At 60.6% G+C, this 15,904-nt stretch carries 14 protein-coding genes; 5 read left to right on the plus strand and 9 right to left on the minus strand.

The window, feature by feature from the left end; translation table 11 throughout:
• Window positions 1-78 precede the first annotated feature (78 nt).
• Both MOV63_RS23805 and MOV63_RS23810 read left to right on the plus strand, forming a co-directional pair.
• Window positions 79-786, plus strand: coding sequence for a CopG family antitoxin (locus MOV63_RS23805; RefSeq protein ID WP_247037545.1), 708 nt, complete (start codon window positions 79-81; stop codon window positions 784-786).
• Between the two features lie 7 nt (window positions 787-793).
• Complete coding sequence (locus MOV63_RS23810) at window positions 794-2,830, plus strand: ASKHA domain-containing protein (protein ID WP_247037547.1); 2,037 nt, start codon at window positions 794-796, stop codon at window positions 2,828-2,830.
• 2 nt (window positions 2,831-2,832) lie between these two features.
• Here MOV63_RS23810 and MOV63_RS23815 read toward each other — a convergent pair whose 3' ends face one another.
• Entirely contained in the window at window positions 2,833-3,771 is a 939-nt protein-coding gene (locus MOV63_RS23815) for a LysR family transcriptional regulator (protein WP_247037550.1), read from the minus strand.
• Between the two features lie 171 nt (window positions 3,772-3,942).
• On the opposite strand from MOV63_RS23815, the gene MOV63_RS23820 reads away from it, so the two are divergent.
• Together MOV63_RS23820 and MOV63_RS23825 are read left to right on the plus strand one after the other, a co-directional pair.
• Window positions 3,943-4,149 carry a hypothetical protein gene (locus MOV63_RS23820; protein WP_038543309.1) on the plus strand — a complete coding sequence of 69 codons (207 nt, stop codon included), beginning with the start codon at window positions 3,943-3,945 and terminating at the stop codon, window positions 4,147-4,149.
• Window positions 4,150-4,383: 234 nt separating this feature from the next.
• Window positions 4,384-5,403, plus strand: a complete 1,020-nt coding sequence (locus tag MOV63_RS23825) for a GlxA family transcriptional regulator (protein ID WP_247037610.1) — start codon at window positions 4,384-4,386, stop codon at window positions 5,401-5,403.
• An 18-nt stretch (window positions 5,404-5,421) separates the two neighbouring features.
• On the opposite strand, the gene MOV63_RS23830 is transcribed toward MOV63_RS23825, so the two are convergent.
• The 4 genes from MOV63_RS23830 to MOV63_RS23845 form a co-directional block, all read right to left on the minus strand.
• Window positions 5,422-6,030: a GGDEF domain-containing protein gene (locus MOV63_RS23830; protein WP_247037553.1), complete on the minus strand. Its 609-nt coding sequence runs from the start codon at window positions 6,028-6,030 to the stop codon at window positions 5,422-5,424.
• An 18-nt stretch (window positions 6,031-6,048) separates the two neighbouring features.
• Window positions 6,049-6,897 carry a response regulator gene (locus tag MOV63_RS23835; RefSeq protein ID WP_038543311.1) on the minus strand — a complete coding sequence of 283 codons (849 nt, stop codon included), beginning with the start codon at window positions 6,895-6,897 and terminating at the stop codon, window positions 6,049-6,051.
• Window positions 6,898-7,054: 157 nt separating this feature from the next.
• Complete coding sequence (locus tag MOV63_RS23840) at window positions 7,055-9,568, minus strand: FAD-dependent oxidoreductase (protein ID WP_247037554.1); 2,514 nt, start codon at window positions 9,566-9,568, stop codon at window positions 7,055-7,057.
• Between the two features lie 154 nt (window positions 9,569-9,722).
• Window positions 9,723-12,131 carry a mechanosensitive ion channel family protein gene (locus tag MOV63_RS23845; RefSeq protein ID WP_051899729.1) on the minus strand — a complete coding sequence of 803 codons (2,409 nt, stop codon included), beginning with the start codon at window positions 12,129-12,131 and terminating at the stop codon, window positions 9,723-9,725.
• A gap of 232 nt (window positions 12,132-12,363) precedes the next feature.
• Here MOV63_RS23845 and MOV63_RS23850 point away from each other — a divergent pair, with 232 nt between their 5' ends.
• Window positions 12,364-12,618, plus strand: a complete 255-nt coding sequence (locus MOV63_RS23850) for a GlsB/YeaQ/YmgE family stress response membrane protein (RefSeq protein ID WP_038543316.1) — start codon at window positions 12,364-12,366, stop codon at window positions 12,616-12,618.
• 11 nt (window positions 12,619-12,629) lie between these two features.
• On the opposite strand, the gene MOV63_RS23855 is transcribed toward MOV63_RS23850, so the two are convergent.
• The 4 genes from MOV63_RS23855 to MOV63_RS23870 form a co-directional block, all read right to left on the minus strand.
• Window positions 12,630-13,187: a DUF924 family protein gene (locus MOV63_RS23855; RefSeq protein ID WP_038543318.1), complete on the minus strand. Its 558-nt coding sequence runs from the start codon at window positions 13,185-13,187 to the stop codon at window positions 12,630-12,632.
• 11 nt (window positions 13,188-13,198) lie between these two features.
• Window positions 13,199-13,690: a heme-degrading domain-containing protein gene (locus MOV63_RS23860; protein WP_247037562.1), complete on the minus strand. Its 492-nt coding sequence runs from the start codon at window positions 13,688-13,690 to the stop codon at window positions 13,199-13,201.
• A 61-nt stretch (window positions 13,691-13,751) separates the two neighbouring features.
• Window positions 13,752-14,303 (minus strand): FMN reductase, encoded by a 552-nt coding sequence (msuE, locus tag MOV63_RS23865; protein WP_247037564.1) that lies wholly within the window; start codon window positions 14,301-14,303, stop codon window positions 13,752-13,754.
• 117 nt (window positions 14,304-14,420) lie between these two features.
• On the minus strand, window positions 14,421-15,806 hold the full coding sequence (locus MOV63_RS23870; protein ID WP_247037566.1) for an FAD/NAD(P)-binding protein: 1,386 nt from the start codon (window positions 15,804-15,806) through the stop codon (window positions 14,421-14,423).
• Between the last annotated feature and the right edge of the window lie 98 nt (window positions 15,807-15,904).

Consider the following 15,904-nt stretch of genomic DNA (forward strand, 5'->3'; position numbering starts at 1 on the left):
GGCAGCATCGTCGGCTGCCAGCGGCCGACGCGGCGGCCGGGCCGCACGGGCTGGCGCTAATGCGGCGCAGGAATAGAAATGTTCAACACTGATCAGCACCATATAAATTCGTCTCTAAGAGAAAATATCGTCGAGCATCTTTTCGTAGGCGCCGCGCTACGGTTGCTGTGGCAGAACGGGGTCGTAAACGTCGAAATCCTTAGATCGGAATTCGATGCCTACGGGTACGATCTCGTCATTACCGCAGGTCAGCTCGTTCGACATATCCAGCTCAAAGCTGGAACCAAGTTAAAGCCTATTTCAGTTTCAAGACTGCTTGCAGAAAAGCCTAGCGGCTGCATTGTTTATATAGAGGTCAATGACCGCCTAGACCTTGGCCCATATTACGTCTTCTCTTCTGATGCGGGCGAACGGTTGCCTGACATATCAAAGTTCAAGACAACTAAGCGCGCGACAGCCAATAGCAACGGTGACAAACCTTTAAGAGCGGGCCACGTCGATGTTCCAACATCGAAATTCGAAATATATCAAACTCTAGCTGAACTTTTGTCCTATCTGCTCTCAAGGGAACTCCAGCCACCTTGCCAAACAATCCCTCTGACGCGCTTGGGACAACGTAAGCCCTCAAGCCGATCTATCGCCCGGAAACGGAAGTCCGCATTGCGTCGCCTTCCGATACTAACGTCAGATGACGAGGCAGAGCGTTTCCTGGAGACTGAGGATCTCTCGGAGTACGACCTTTCAAATTTTCAACCATTCACATTCCTGTTTGAAAAGAGCCGTTGAGACAGCGATGGCCTCAAGTCCCAAAAAAGATCCCCTCGTCCTCTTCATGCCGTCCGGCAAGCGCGGCCGGTTTCCGGTCGGCACGCCGGTGCTCGATGCCGCGCGTCAGCTTGGCGTCTATGTGGAAAGCGTCTGCGGCGGGCGGGCGACCTGCGGGCGATGCCAAATCTCAGTCCAGGAGGGACATTTCGCCAAGCACGGCATTACCTCGGCGAACGACCATCTGTCACCGCTCGGCCCAAAGGAAGAGCGCTACGACCGCGTGCGCGGGCTTCCCGAAGGTCGCCGCCTCTCCTGCTCGACCCAGATTCTCGGCGATCTCGTCATCGACGTTCCTCAGGATACGGTGATCAATGCTCAGGTAGTCCGCAAGGCCGCCGACGAGCGTGTCTTCGACCGCAATCCGGCTATCCGCATGTGTTATGTCGAGGTGGAAGAGCCCGACATGGAAAAACCGCTCGGCGATCTCGACCGCCTGAAGACGGTGCTTGCCGCCGAGTGGCATTTCGACGATCTGGATGTTGATTTCCACCTGATTCCCAAGGTCCAGCAGATTCTGCGCAAGGGCGAGTGGAAGGTCACGGCAGCAATCCACAAAGATCGCGACGATGACCGTGCCCGGCTCGTCGCGCTCTATCCCGGCCTGAAGAACGAGGCCTACGGGATTGCCTGCGATATCGGCTCGACGACGATCGCCATGCATCTGTCGTCGCTGCTGTCGGGTCGCACCGTGGCGTCGGCGGGCACGTCGAACCCGCAGATCCGCTTCGGCGAAGATCTGATGAGCCGCGTTTCCTATGTGATGATGAACCCCGATGGCCGCGAGGCGATGACGTTAGCCGTGCGCGAGGCGCTGAATGGGTTGATCGACAAGGTCTGCGCTGACGGCGGCGTCTCTCGCACCGACATTCTCGACAGCGTCTTCGTCGGCAATCCGATCATGCACCATCTGTTCCTCGGGATCGATCCGACGGAGCTTGGCGGAGCCCCCTTCGCGCTTGCCGTTTCCGGAGCGGTAAAGGTCAGATCCTCCGAGATCGGCTTGCCGATGAACGATGGCACCCGCACTTATCTCCTGCCCTGCATCGCCGGCCATGTCGGCGCCGATGCCGCGGCGGCAACTCTGTCGGAAGGTCCGCACCGGCAGGAGGAGATGATGCTGCTGGTCGATATCGGCACCAATGCGGAAATCGTGCTCGGCAATTCGACCCGCGTCGTCGCAGCCTCCTCGCCGACCGGTCCGGCCTTCGAGGGTGCGGAAATCTCGTCGGGCCAGCGGGCAGCACCCGGCGCCATCGAGCGTATCCGCATCGACGCCGAAACCCTTGAGCCGCGCTTCCGGGTGATCGGCGTCGAGCCCTGGTCGGACGAAACGGGTTTCGCCGATGCAGCCGCTGCGACCGGCATCACCGGCATCTGCGGTTCGGCGATCATCGAAGTGATTGCCGAAATGTATCTCGCCGGATTGATCTCGGAAGACGGCGTGGTGGACGGCGCGATGGCGGAGCGCAGCCCGCGCATCCTCCAGAACGGCCGGACCTTCTCCTATCTCGTGCATGACGGCGAGCAGCGCATCACCGTGACCCAGAACGACGTGCGCGCCATCCAGCTCGCCAAGGCGGCACTTTATGCCGGCGTCAAGCTGTTGATGGACAAGCAGGGTGTCGACCATGTCGACCGCATCGGGCTCGCCGGCGCCTTCGGCACGTTCATCGATCCGAAATACGCGATGGTGCTGGGTCTTATCCCGGATTGCGATCTGGGCCGCGTCAAATCGGTCGGTAATGCCGCAGGCACGGGCGCACGGATGTGCCTGCTGAACCGCGGCTACCGTCGCGAGATCGAGGAAACCGTGCGCAGGATCGAGAAGATCGAAACAGCCCTGGAGCCGAAATTCCAGGAGCATTTCGTTTATGCCATGGCCCTGCCGAACAAGGTTGATGCCTTCCCACACCTGGCGGCGGTCATCACCCTGCCGGAGCGCAAGGCGCTGGCCGAGCCTCCGGGAGAAGGCGGCCGCAGACGTCGCCGCAGCCGCGAGTAGGATCAGGCAGCAGCGGCGACCAGCGAGCCGAAAGCTTCGCGGATGCTTTCGGCCACGGCCTTGCCGGGCACAGAAAGCTGCGGTGCCGTCAACAGGCGGATATCGAAGTTGATGAGCTCCGGCAGGCCCTCTTTCGCCCCGAGTATCTGCATGTCGTCGGTGACGTAGGAGCGCGGGAACGGCGCGATTGCCAGATCGGACAGCACGGCGGCGCGCTGCGCCATCGTATGGGCGCTGGCATAGGCGATGCGATAGCTCCGCTTGTGCTTCTCAAGCTGGGCAATTGCATCCTGACGCCAGACGCAGCCGTCCTCCCAGACCGAAATCGGCAGCGGATCGCGCAGATAGGCGGTGCCGCATTTGGCGCCGGCCCAGACCAGTCGTTCCGTGTGGATCATCTCGCCTGCCGTCGCGAAAGGCCGCGTGGCACAGTTGATCAGAGCCAGATCCAGGCGCTGCTCGTCCATGCGCTTCTTGAGCGCAAGGCTCATGTCGACGGTGACATCGACCATGATGCCCGGAAAGCTCTCGCCGAAATCCTTGAGCACCTTCGGCAGAAGGCGTTCGGCGATATCGTCCGGCGCACCGAGGCGCACCACGCCGGCAAGTTCCGGCATGACGAAACGTGACACGGCTTCATTGGAGAGCGCCAGCATGCGCCGTGCATAGGAGAGCAGCATCTCGCCATGCTGCGTCAGCGACACCGAGCGGGCGTCGCGCAGGAAGAGCGTCGTCTTCAACTGCTCTTCCAGCTTCTTGATCTGCATCGAAACAGCCGACGGCGTGCGCAGAACCGCATCGGCCGCGGTCGAGAAATTGCCGGTTTCGGCAATCGCTACGAAGGTGCGCAATACGTCGTTATCGAGCAGCGGGAGCGGCGGGCGGAATGGAACAGTCATGTCAGCCTCTATCAATAATTCTGAACTTAAACACCATATCATTTCGTTTGATTGAATGTCAAACGAGAGGCATAGTCAAAAGCATCGGAAGCGGGCGTCGATCTGCAACAGAATTTCATGAGACGCATAACTTGCATCCGATTGATTGATGGATTGACGGCGTTCATTGTTCCCATAGAGCGCTGCTCCATGAAACACCCAAGGAGAACTGACATGACCATGATCACCTATCAGGAGAGCGATCGCTCCCGGCGTCAGTCGTCGTTCGTCTCGCTGATCCGCCCTGCCCTTACTGCGGTGTTTGGACTTCGCGACCAATGGCGTCGCCGCCAGACCGAAAGGATGCTGGAAGGTTTGCCGGCAGAAATCCGCAAGGACATCGGATGGCCGACGACCAATGCCGCACCGCATCGCCGATAACCTCCCGGCCCATGGCCCGCACACGAACCGGTGAAGCGGGCCATGTAGTCTGAGACACGCTTTGAGCCTGCTGCCTTTGACAATTATGTCTGCGACCCGCTTATGTCGCAAAAATGTTATCAGCCTGTCGTCGAAAGCCCTTCTCCGCCGCCTTTCCCCGTGCCAATGTCGCTTTTGAAGAAAAGCGGGCCGCAATGTACGGCCACGAACAAGGGGAATGACGGCATGAATGTGATGACCAAAAACCCGGCAGCAAAGCGCTCTCTCGTCTTTTTTCTTGTTCCCCATTTCACCATGCTGCCTTTTGCCGCAGCGGTGGAGACGCTCCGAATCGCCAATCGCATGCTCGGATACTCGGCCTATACCTGGCGGCTCTGTTCCGCCGACGGCGAAAAGGTCTATTCCTCGAGCGGCATCGGGATTGAGGTAAATTCGTCGCTGGCCGACGAACGTCGCAGCCTCTCCGGCGAAAACCGCCCGAACATGGTTCTGGTCTGCTCGGGCGTCTACGTTGAGGAATTCAACAACAAGTCCGTCAACGCCTGGCTGCGCGAAACCTATAACCGCGGCATTGCCGTTGGAAGCCTCTGCACCGGAGCACATGTGCTCGCCCAGGCCGGGCTGCTGAACGGCAAGCGTTGTGCCATACACTGGGAAAACCTTCCCGGATTTGCCGAGGCATTTCCGCAGGCAGAAGTTTATGCGGATCTCTACGAGGTCGATTCGAACCTCTATACCTGCGCCGGCGGCACCGCCTCGCTCGACATGATGCTGAACCTGATCAGCCAGGATTTCGGCGAGAACCTCGTCAACCGCGTCTGCGAACAGCAGTTGACGGACCGCGTCCGCAACCCGCACGACCGCCAGCGCCTGCCGCTGCGGGCACGCCTCGGCGTCCAGAACGCCAAGGTTCTGACGATCATCGAGGTGATGGAGAACAATCTCTCTGAACCGCTGTCGCTGGTGGAGATTGCTGACGACGCCGGCCTCTCCCGGCGCCAGATCGAACGCCTGTTCCGTCAGGAAATGGGCCGCTCGCCGGCGCGCTATTATCTGGAAATCCGGCTCGACCGGGCACGGCACCTGCTGGTGCAGTCGTCGATGCCGGTGGTCGAAGTGGCGGTTGCCTGCGGGTTCGTGTCCGCCTCGCATTTCTCGAAATGTTATCGCGAGGTCTATAACCGATCGCCGCAGCAGGAACGCGCCGAGCGCAAGCTCAACATGAACACCTCGCGCATCGGCGTGGTGGCCTGATCCTGTCGACTGCGGCTGTCAGCCCGCCGCTTGCAGCACGACCGTATGATCCGAAAAGACCTGGTTGCGGCCGAAGCTCTTCGCCATGAACAGGAATTGTTCTGCAGCATTGAGGTAATTGTCGAAGGTCTCCGGACCGTAGACTTCTGCCAGTCCGATCGAGACGGTTATCGAGAAGTCGTTGTCGCCCGAAGCGATCCGCATGCCGGCGATCTCAAGCCTCAGCTTTTCGCAGAAATCCGTTGCCGCCGCGCCGTCGAAACCGACCAGCAGCAGGCCGAATTCCTCGTCGTCCAGCCGGGCAAGGAGGTGCCGGCCGCCGCTGCACGCGGCATCGAGTTTGGCCGCGATCGCCTTCAGGACCTCAGCGATCGTTTCCTCGCAATGGGTATCGTTCAACCGCCGGAAATGATCGATGTCGACGATTGCGACGGCGCAGGACGTGCCCTCGGAAAGGCAGGTCCCCACCAGCGGTGAACCAAGCCGATAGAACTCCCTCAGATTGGCAAACCCCGTCAACGGATCGGCGGTGAGATTAGCCATCTCCATCTGGACCGGTGACGGCGCAGCCCAGCCGTAGGTCAGACGTTCCGACTTCCGGAAGTGCTGGCTTTGAAGATAGGGCATGCGAAAAACCCTCGCAGATCAGGCGACGTTCTTGACCGTCGAGTCCTGACGTTTTGCCTGCATCGACCAGATCTGGATCAGTGTATCCAGGTTCTGGTTGACGCGGCAGTAAAATTCCTCGTCGATGAAGGGCCGCAGCATGAAGTCGTTGCCGCCAGCCTTCAGGAAACGGGCCGAAAGCAGCCGGTTCGAAGAAGACGACACGCCGATAATCCGCAGTTCGTGCGAACCGCGCACCGAGCGGATGCGGCGGGTCAGCTCGAAACCGTCGATATCGGGCATGTTGTAGTCGGTGACGACGAGGCCGATATCCGGGTTCTTCTTCAGAATATCCAAGGCCTTGGCACCGTTCTCCGCAACGCTGACCCGGAAATTGTAGCGCTTCAGACGGCTGGACAGCAGCGCCCGCGCCGTCGGGCTGTCGTCGACGATCAGCACGTGGTGGCGATGATTGGTGAGGAACCGGCAGACCGATTCGGCCAGCATCTCAACCGCAAAGACATTGTCCTTGAGGATATAGTCGACGATGTCCTTGGTCAGCAGCTTGTCGCGCGTCTCTTCGTGGAACGTGCCGGTAAAGACGATGGTGGGGATCGAGAGATCGACGAGATATTCCAGCGCCTCGCCGTTTTCCGCACCCGGCAGGTTGATATTGGAAATCGCCAGTGTGACCGGTTCGCTCGAACGGTCATAGGCAACCTGCAATTCCTCGAAATTGCGGCAGATCTCAACCTCGATGCCGAACAGCTCCTTGAGCCGGGTACCGATCATCGAGGTAAAGACGTTGGAATCTTCCGCAAGTAGGATGCGGGAGTTTGCCAGTGATTGGCCGGAATACTGCATCCCGGAAATGCCGAGGAATGTCATGGTGCCCCTGTCGATAAGTAATTATCCCCTCTGCTAACAGCCGTAGTACAAACGCTTTGCAGAACCGTTAATCGGAGCGGCTTTCTCGTCCAAAAATGGAACAGGCGGCCCGAAGACCGCCCGTCAATGTCAATGGTTTCTTACTTTTAGCCGGATTTCACGCGCGCAGTGCAACGTTGTCGGTGTCGAACGGGCTCTCGGCGACGACGCTGGCATTGTAGAGATTGCCGAGAATCTTGATCTTGAGCCGCGTGCCCGTCTCCGCATAACCCGGCTTCACCATCGCCAGCGCCAGAGACTTGCCGATCCGCCAGCCGTAGGCGCCGTTGGTGGCGCGGCCGATCAATTCGCCGGCTTCATTGTAGATCGCCTCCGAACCGCGGGCATCGAGATCGTTGGCGCCTTCGACCACCAGCGTGCAGAAATTCCACTTCAGCCCCTTCTCCCTATAGGAAAGCAGACCTTGCTTGCCGAGGAACTCCTTGTCCGTCTTGATGAAACGGTCGAGACCGGACTCGTAGGCATTGTACTCGATCGACATTTCGCGCGGGATAAGCCGATACGACTTCTCGACCGACATGGAAAGCATGGCACGAATGCCGAAGGGTTTGATGCCGAATTCGGCGCCGGCTTCCATCAGCTTGTCGAAGATGTAGTTCTGCATCTCGATCGGGTGATGCAGTTCCCAGCCCAGTTCGCCGACGAAATTAACGCGCAACGCATGGGCGGACGCCATGCCGACGGAAATCTCCTTGCCGGAAAGCCAGGGGAAATCCCGGTTGTCGAGGCTGGTGCGGGTGAGCTTCTTCAAAACCTGGCGAGACTTCGGGCCGGCCAGAACCAGCACGCCGAGCCTCTGGGTAATCTGGGTGAGTTTGACCGACCCATCCGTCGGCGCGAGCTTGCGCAGATAATCCTGGTCATGCGCCTCATAGGCACCAGCCGATACCAGATAGAAGCGATCCGGCGCCCACTCGTAGACGGTGAACTCGGAGCGCACCCCACCCTGTTTGGTAAGCAGGTGGCAGAGCGCGATGCGCCCGCGCTTCTTCGGGATCGCATTGGCGAAGATCGAGTCGAGGAAAGCGCGCGCACCCGGGCCGGACACTTCCATCTTGGCGAAGGCCGACATGTCGAGCACGCCGACATTCTCGTGGACATTCTTGACCTCGTTGCCCACGTGGTCGAAATAGTTCGAGCGGCGGAAAGACCATTTTTCGACGATCCGACCATCTTCCAGTGCCGGCGCATGATTGTGACCGGTCAGCACCTCGACGCCGACGCCGAGGTCTTCCGCAGGCACTTCATAACCTTCAGGCGCGAACCAGTTGGCGCGTTCCCAGCCGTAGACAGAGCCGAACACCGCACCCATCTTCTTCAGCCGGTCATAGACCGGCGTCGTCTTCAAGGGACGCGCGGCAGAACGCTCCTCGTCGGGATAATGCATCGTGAAAACATTGGCATAGGCCTCTTCGTTCTTCTCGATGAGGTAGCCTTCCGTTGCGTAAGGGCCGAAGCGGCGCGGATCGACGCCCATCATGTCGACGGTGGGTTCGCCATCGACGATCCATTCCGCGAGCTGCCAGCCGGCGCCGCCGGCCGCGGTGATGCCGAAGGAATGGCCTTCGTTCAGCCAGAAGTTCTTGAGGCCAGGTGCGGGGCCGACGATCGGCGAGCCGTCCGGCGTATAGGCGATCGCCCCATTGTAGACCTTCTTGATGCCTACTTCGCCGAAGGCCGGCACGCGCACGATGGCGGTCTCGATATAGGGCATCAGCCGGTCGAGTTCCTCGTTGAAGAGCTCATATTCGCTCTCGTCGGACGGACCGTCGACGTAACAGACGGGTGCTCCGACCTCGTAAGGCCCGAGCAGCAGGCCGCCATTCTCCTCGCGCATGTACCAGGAGGAGTCCGATTCGCGTAGGACCCCCATTTCCGGCAGGCCCTTGGCCTTGCGCTCCTGGATCGCCGGATGCGGCTCGGTGACGATGTACTGGTGCTCGACCGGGATGACCGGAATGTTGATGCCGACCATCTCGCCGGTCTTGCGCGCGAAGTTGCCGGTGCAGGAAATGATGTGCTCGGCGGTGATCTCGCCCTTGTCGGTCGTCACTTTCCAGAGCCCGTCCGGCTGTTGTGCGATGGCGGTGACGGTCGTGTTTCGATAGATCGTGGCGCCGAGGTCGCGCGCACCCTTGGCAAGCGCCTGCGTGAGGTCCGCCGGCTGGATATAGCCGTCGTCAGGATGCTGGATGGCGCCGAGAATCCCATCCATCTCGCAGAGCGGCCAGATCTCCTTCACCTGTTCGGGCGTCAGGACGTTGACCGTGACGCCGATCGTCTCGGCGATCCCGGCATAATACATATACTCTTCCCAGCGGTCCTTGGTGCGGGCGAGACGGATGTTCGAGACTTTCGAGAAACCGACATTCATGCCCGTCTCTTCCTGCAGTTCCTGATAGAAACGCACCGAATATTTATGCAGCTGGCCGACCGAATAGGAGAGGTTGAAGAGCGGCAGAAGGCCCGCCGCATGCCAAGTCGAACCCGAGGTCAATTCCTTGCGTTCGATCAGAACCGCGTCGCTCCAGCCCTTTTTCGCCAGATGATAAAGCGTCGAAACACCGACCACGCCGCCGCCGATCACCACCGCCCGTGCATGTGTCTTCATGGAAAGAACCCCTCTTCGGCCTCGTGAGGCCTTTTCGCAAACTGCAGCGACTATGCAATTCCGGCACGCGGGCCAAACGCCTGTTTACGACATGCCGGGAGCCAGCCCGCGACGATCATCAGAATGGCCGCGCGGGGCTCGGGCAGAGGGTCGGTTAGGCGCCCCCTCTTGCATCGTTCTCCTCCGGCAGGATCGGCCGGCCCCGATGAAAGATGATCTCCTGCTGCGGGAACGGGATCGCGATCCCCTCCTCCTTGAACCGCTTGAGGATGGCGATCCTCAGATTGTTGCGGATCCTCAAACCCTCGCCCATGTCGGCCAAATGGAACCTCAGTTCGAAATTGAGCGAGGACGGACCGAAATTCAGGAACTCCACGTGCGGTTCCGGATTGCGCAGCACTTCCGGAACCTGGTCGACCAGTTCCAAAAGAATATCCATCACCTTCTGCGGATCGGTATGGTGGCTCACCGCGACCGGCACTTCGGAACGCCCGATCTTGTTGCGGTGCGTCCAGTTGCCGACCGGCGAATTGATGAGGTCGGAATTCGGCACGATGATCGACTGCTTGCGAAACGTCTCGATCTCCGTGGCGCGCACCGAAATGCGCTTGACGATACCTTCCGTCGCCCCGGTCACCACATGGTCACCGACCTTGAACGGCCGCTCGACGAGCAGGATCAGGCCGGACACGAAGTTCGAGACGATATTCTGGAGACCGAAACCGATGCCGACCGACAAGGCGGATGCGACCAGCGCGAAGCTCGACAGGTCGATGCCGGCGGCAGAAACGCCGACGAGCACCGCAAGCCCGACGCCGAGATAACCGATACCGGTCTTGACCGAATTACGGACGCCGAGATCCACCTGGCTGCGCGCCAGTACATTGCCGTCGATCCATTTTTGGATCCAGCGCGTGATGACGAAGCCGAGGCCGAAAAGCAGAATGCCGCCGAAAATACCGACGATCGAAATAGAGATGTTACCGATCCGGATCTGCGTGAAAAAGCTGTAGATCCAGGATTCGATATCGGCAATCTGGAAACCCCAGGTCAAGAGGATGAGGGGGATGCCGAGGATCAGCGCAAAGGCATAGATGCCAAGCCCCGCGACAAGCCCCGCCTGGTCGAGCGACACCTCGCCGAAATGAAAGCGTTCGGCGAGCCGGCGGCCGGCGGCCGTATCCGTGAACGATCCCTGTTTCGAGATCGCCCTGCCCGACAGCAGTCCGATATAGATCAGCACGATCACCGCACCGGTCAGCACGATCTGGGTGGAGGCGAACCGAGCAAGCCCGACATATCCCGTCAGCACCGACAGGATGAGGAGCAGGCCCATGACGCGAAGGAACAGAGGAAAGAAGCGCGGCCAGCGATGCCCCGGACTATCGGGATCCTCGCCCTCGGCAAGCCGCGGCTGGATGAAGGAGATGGCGATCAGGATCAGGCCGATGATGACGGAGGCGAGCAGGCTTTTGACGATGGTCAGAACCAACGGGGAATTCAGCGCCTCGCTGATCGCGCCGAGCAGATAGTCGAGCCCGTTGACGATCGCCATGGCAAGCACGGCGAGTGTCAGCAGATGGGCGCCACGGTTAGTGATGCGGACGAGCCGCCATTCCGGTTCGCCGGGCGCCAGCACGCCATAGGTTAGCTTCCAGACGAAATTGACGAACCAGACGAATGCGAAAAATGTCACCACGATCGGCGTGATATCCGTGCGCAGGACGTTGAAGCCGTCGAGGAACAGGAAGGAGGCGACCAGGAAGGCCGCCAGTGACACGGTCTGGATCACCGTCGACCAGAAGGCCACCGACAAACGCCTGATATAGGAAGGATGTTCATGGTCGTCGCGCCGGATGAAGCGCCCGAACAGCCGGTATCCTCCAGACAGGAAGAGCATGGCCGCGCCGAGCGACAGTGCCAGCGCTCCGAGCAGTTGCAGCTTCTTGAATTTCCAGACGAAACTGATCCAGCCGCTGAAGGTGGAGCCGAAATTCCTGACTTCCGCGACGAATGCGTTGCCGGCATCGGCGAACAGCTCGCCCGACAGCTCCGTGTGGCGGAAGAGCGTCTGGGTAAACAGCGTGCGGCGCAGATTGGTGATCGTGTTGGCGACCTGCGTCGCGCTGTTGGAAAGCTGGCCGGCGTCGTCGACGATAATGTTGAGTTCCGAGCGCTCGTTCAGCAGCCGGTTGCGCTCCTCGACGACCGCGGGCGCTTCCGGCGGCTGGCCGGCTGCGGGCGGCTCGCCGAGTCCCTTGAGGCGGGCCTGTATCTGTTCGACACGCGTACGCATGGCATCCGATGCGGATCGCATTTCGCCGACGATCGCTTCCGCTCTAACCCTGAGTTCCGCAAGACGTGCATCGTCGTCGGCATCGCTCTGTATCCGGTTGCGAAAGGAATCGAGCTGCTGGCGGATCGCGTCGATCTTGCCCTTCATATCGGTATTGATGGAATCGACGGTGACGTCGGGCGCCACCTGTTCCTGGCGCTGTCCTTGTGCCTGCTGCTGCGCCTGTGCGGCCGCCTGCGAGGGCAAGCCGAGCGGGGCAGCGATCATGAGTGCCGCCAGGAGCGCGCACGCTATCCGTTGAATGGTCGAAGGGCCGGTCGTGAGAAGTTGTGTCAAATGTCTGCTCTTTTGTCTTTCGATCGGATTCGCGCGCGAAAATAGAGTGACTTCTGGGCGAAGAAAAGGAATGCTCTGACGCCCGGCCACGAATTGGAACAATTCGTGGAACCTGGAACATTTCTTCGCGTTTCTCCGTCCCAACAATCATTGAGGGTAAGTCATGGAACAGGCAGGTATCGGCTGGATCGCAGCCATCATCATCGGCGGCATTGCCGGCTGGCTCGCTGAAAAGTTCATGAAAAGCGACATGGGCTTAATCATGAACATCATTCTCGGCATTGTCGGCGCCATCATCGCCAATGCCATTCTCAACTTTTTCCACCTTTCGCTGGGTAGCGGCTGGATCGCTTACCTCATCGCCGGCTTTATCGGCGCGTGCATCCTGATCGCCGTCGCACGCCTGTTCCGCCGCTAGTTACCTCAACGTCAGAAACCGGCGCCGGGCTTGGCCAGATATTCCAGCTCGGCGGCGGTCGATTCCCGGCCAAGCAGCGCATTGCGATGCGGGAAGCGGCCGAACTCGCGGATCACCAGGCGGTGACGCTCCGCATAATCCAGATAATCCGCATCCCCCAGCAAAGCGAAGAGCTCCACCGACCGATCCTGATCGGCAAGGACTTCCGAGTGTTCGAACGGGAGATAGAAGAAGCCGCGCTGTTCGGGCAGGACCGCCATATCCGCACCGGCCTCGATTGCCAACCTTGCCTCCCGCAAAGCCAGCCAGTCCGTTGCGAAGGCAAGCGGGGTGCCGCGATAGAGATTGCGGGAAAGCTGGTCGAGCACGATCACCGCCGCGAGCCGGTTTTCCGGCGAAGTCCGCCACGCGTCGAGCTCGCCCCGGGCAAGCGAGAGATGCGTCGCGGCAAAATGCCGGCGCATCGCCTCATCGAGCGCCTCGTTCTTCTCAAACCAATCCTTGCGGGTCAGTTCCCTGAACCAGAAGCTGAAAACCTCTTCGGGGGTCTTTATGTCGGCCTGCGCCATAGAATATCTCCTCAGTCGAGACGGAGTGTGGAGATATCCTTGCCGGTCATCCGCGCAAGGGCTTCGACGACCATGTTATGATCCTCGCGCTGCGGCAGGCCCGAAACGGTCACCGCTCCGATGCAGCCGACGCCGGCGACCTTGATCGGGAAGCTGCCGCCATGCGGCGCGTGGTCTGCCGCGGAAATACCATATCGGTTTTCGACCGTGTCGCCCTGGAGCTCGAGCTTCCGTCCGATTGCATAGCTGGACTGGAAGAAGCGGAGCACAAGATTGCGCTTGCGCCGTACCCAGCTCTGGTTGTCGGCGCTGGTGCCCGGAAGCGCCGTGTAGAAGGCCGACATCGAATGCAATTGCACGTCGATGACGATGCTCAGGCCCCGCTCGACGGCCATCTGCCGGAGCAGCGATCCGAGATCCCAGGCTGTCGTCAGGTCGAACCGGTCGAAGACCAGCGCCTTCTCCTGCTCGGCGATCTTCGCCATGTCTTCTTCGATGGCCATGCGTTCTCCTCCGCGTTGCGGTTGCGGGGGATTGATGACGGCAAAGCGAACGAAAGTAAAGTTACTCGGCAGCGGCGAGTTCCCGGACAGGAAAGAACGCGGCGAGTTCATCGACGGCAAAGCCGATCCGCTGCTGCAGCGCCTCGGAGATGATGCGGTAGTCGGCGAAATCGCGATCGGACGCGTAGACGGCCGTCGGCAGGGTATGGGCCATGAAGAAACCGAAAAGCGGCCGAAGCTGATGTTCGACCATCAGCGCGTGCCGGTCGCCGCCGCCGGTAGCGGTGATCAGGATCGGCTTGGCGCGCAGCTGTTCGGGATCGATCAGATCGATGAAATGCTTGAAGAGCCCGGGATAGCTGCCCTTGTAGGTCGGCGAACCGACAATCAGGAAGTCCGCCTCGACGACATCCGCCAGTACCCTGGCGGCCGCTTCATCCAAATCACCCTGGCGTTGTGCCTGACCAAGAGACGGTCCCACATCGGTGAGATCATGAAGCCGGGTATCGAATCCATAACGCTCGGCTGCGACCGAGGCGATATGTTCGACCAGCGCAAAAGTCTTGGACGGGCGATTATAGCTCCCCGCGAGACCGACGAGTTTCAGGGCCATGGAAATTCCTTCCTGCGCAATGACTTTCTCCAGATTAACGTCGATGGCGCGGCATGAAAGCAAGGAACCTGCCGTTGATGCTCGATCAGGAGAAAATCGTGCTCACGGAATGCTCGACTACGCGATACGGGCTCGCCGTGGTGCCGTCCGGGAAATGTCCGTGGCGATTGTCTCTGCAAGCGCCTTGGCCTGTACGCGGATATCCGGCACCGCCGTGATCTCCCAGAACTGGCCGGCGGTCAGCGCTCCGGCAGCAAACAGGCCGGGCTGTGGCCGGCCATCCGGATCGAGAACGCGAGACCGCCCATCAACGGAGATGCCAAGTCCGAGTTCGTCCATGGCGATCATCCCAAGGTTCCGCATCTCGGTCAGCAGCGGCGAATGGCCGATGCCGGCGCGCTCCATGCCGCTGCAGTTGACGATCCAGTCCGCATGGAAGGAGGCAATGTCCGGCGTGCCGCGTTGCCTGAACCGGACGTTCGCACCGTCGCCGTCTCTCTCGATCGAGCGGAGAAAACCGGCATGCACGGTCACCGTACCGTCCCTCAGGAGCGCGTTGAAGCGGGCGAACACTTCCGGCGCGACGCGGTGGCGGTGGACGTTCCACCAGGCAAGCGCATGGCGTAGGAACCGCGAGCGCTGCTCGGCGGTCAGGCTCTGCCACAAAGCCTGGGTCTGCGGTCTTAGGCCATCGACGACGCCCCGCCAGTCGGCACCGTTCTCCACCTGTCGCCGCAAGGCGCGCAGCAGAGCGCTGATTTCGCGGCTATCGGGCAGATCCGGCGTGACGGGAGCGGCGCGCCGGGTCGGATGCGGGTGCGGCACCAGTCCGCGGCGCGACAGGACATGGATGCGGCCGCGATGTCCTTGGGCGCGCAGCGACAGAACCTGGTCGATCATCGTCAGGCCGGAGCCGAAGATACAGAGTTCGTCGGTGCGGCCGACGCGCGAAAGCCAGCCGAGCCGCCAGGGATTGTCGATGATGCGGGAGCCGACGCCCGGATCGATACGATCCTTCGGCAAAGGCAGATCGGCATTGCCGACGCCGAGCGCCAGAATGACGGTACGGGCCCGCAGTTCGCCGGCGTTGTCGAGATGGAACATGATCCCGTCCTGTTCGCACTCGACGCAGGCCGTCGCCTTGGCTCGGATAAAATCCACATGCGCGCGCCGCTCACGGGGCCTCAGCAGCGAGGCAAGCGTATCGCGCAGGTAAAGGCCGTAGTCGCCGCGAGAGGCGAAATCCTCCGGAAAGGCCGCCCTGCCCTGGCTGCGTAGCCATTCGACGAAATCGTCCGGTCGATCCGGGAACACGCTCATCCGTGCCGCCGGGACATTGAGACGATGCAGATAGAATTCGGTGCGGTAGGCGGTGCCTCGTCCGAAGCCGGGATCGTCGCCGACCACCGCGATCGAAGCGGAGGACGGCAGGAAGCGCAGGAGGTTGATGGTAAGGGCGATTGCGGAAAAACCGGAACCGACGACGGCGACATCATAGGTCATCAAGCACACACTCCTCGTCCTGGGTTGCTTTGGGCGAAAGGTTGTCTTGGAAGCCACAGGAAAGCGGTTTTGCATCCGCTTCCGCTGGCGCTTCAATG

This window comes from Neorhizobium sp. SHOUNA12A, from assembly GCF_023006505.1.
Classification (GTDB): Bacteria; Pseudomonadota; Alphaproteobacteria; order Rhizobiales; family Rhizobiaceae; genus Neorhizobium.

Bases quoted from the DNA above. Each gene is read 5' to 3' on its own strand.
- MOV63_RS23805 (WP_247037545.1), top strand. From the start codon at position 79: ATGTTCAACACTGATCAGCACCATATAAATTCGTCTCTAAGAGAAAAT.
- MOV63_RS23810 (WP_247037547.1), top strand. From the start codon at position 794: ATGGCCTCAAGTCCCAAAAAAGATCCCCTCGTCCTCTTCATGCCGTCC.
- MOV63_RS23815 (WP_247037550.1), bottom strand. From the start codon at position 3,771: ATGATATGGTGTTTAAGTTCAGAATTATTGATAGAGGCTGACATGACT.
- MOV63_RS23820 (WP_038543309.1), top strand. From the start codon at position 3,943: ATGACCATGATCACCTATCAGGAGAGCGATCGCTCCCGGCGTCAGTCG.
- MOV63_RS23825 (WP_247037610.1), top strand. From the start codon at position 4,384: ATGACCAAAAACCCGGCAGCAAAGCGCTCTCTCGTCTTTTTTCTTGTT.
- MOV63_RS23830 (WP_247037553.1), bottom strand. From the start codon at position 6,030: ATGCCCTATCTTCAAAGCCAGCACTTCCGGAAGTCGGAACGTCTGACC.
- MOV63_RS23835 (WP_038543311.1), bottom strand. From the start codon at position 6,897: ATGACATTCCTCGGCATTTCCGGGATGCAGTATTCCGGCCAATCACTG.
- MOV63_RS23840 (WP_247037554.1), bottom strand. From the start codon at position 9,568: ATGAAGACACATGCACGGGCGGTGGTGATCGGCGGCGGCGTGGTCGGT.
- MOV63_RS23845 (WP_051899729.1), bottom strand. From the start codon at position 12,131: ATGATCGCTGCCCCGCTCGGCTTGCCCTCGCAGGCGGCCGCACAGGCG.
- MOV63_RS23850 (WP_038543316.1), top strand. From the start codon at position 12,364: ATGGAACAGGCAGGTATCGGCTGGATCGCAGCCATCATCATCGGCGGC.
- MOV63_RS23855 (WP_038543318.1), bottom strand. From the start codon at position 13,187: ATGGCGCAGGCCGACATAAAGACCCCCGAAGAGGTTTTCAGCTTCTGG.
- MOV63_RS23860 (WP_247037562.1), bottom strand. From the start codon at position 13,690: ATGGCCATCGAAGAAGACATGGCGAAGATCGCCGAGCAGGAGAAGGCG.
- msuE (WP_247037564.1), bottom strand. From the start codon at position 14,303: ATGGCCCTGAAACTCGTCGGTCTCGCGGGGAGCTATAATCGCCCGTCC.
- MOV63_RS23870 (WP_247037566.1), bottom strand. From the start codon at position 15,806: ATGACCTATGATGTCGCCGTCGTCGGTTCCGGTTTTTCCGCAATCGCC.